Origin of the sequence: Actinomadura sediminis, from assembly GCF_042675525.1 — a bacterium.
Taxonomy (GTDB): Bacteria; Actinomycetota; Actinomycetes; order Streptosporangiales; family Streptosporangiaceae; genus Spirillospora; species Spirillospora sediminis.
Map to the genome: position 1 here is coordinate 1 of NZ_JBHTJA010000270.1, position 489 is coordinate 489.

At 83.6% G+C, this 489-nt stretch carries 1 protein-coding gene; it reads left to right on the forward strand.

The annotated features are described in order from the left end of the window. A partial coding sequence (locus tag ACFQ11_RS37835; protein WP_378307774.1) for a PP2C family protein-serine/threonine phosphatase occupies positions 1 to 489 on the forward strand: 489 nt, incomplete at both ends.

Sequence of the window (489 nt, forward strand, 5' to 3'; positions counted from 1 at the left end):
GAGGCGGCCGCCGCCGACCGGCGGCGCCGGCGGGCCGCCGGGGAGCGCCGGGTCGCCGTCGGGCTGCAGCGAGCGGTGCTGCCGCTGCCCGGCGGCGTCCGCGACCTGCCCGGCCTGCGCGTCGCCGTCCGGTACCTGCCGGCGCGCGACGAGAACCGGGTCGGGGGCGACTGGTACGAGGCGGCGGCGCTCGCCGGGGACGAGGTGCTGCTCGCCGTCGGGGACGTGTCGGGGCACGGTCCCGCGGCCGCCGCCGCGATGGCGCGGCTGCTCGGCGCCCTCGGCGGCCTCGCTCGCACCGGCGCGTCCCCCGGCGTGATGCTCGGCCTGCTCGGCGAGACCCTGGCGGGCACGGGCGGCGCCCCTCGCGGTGCCGCGCCGCCGCGCACGGCGAGCGCCGTCGCGGCCCGGTACCGTCCCGGACCGCGCCTGCTCACCTGGGCGCCGGCCGGGCACGTCCCGACCGTCCTGCTGCGCGGCCGGCGCGCC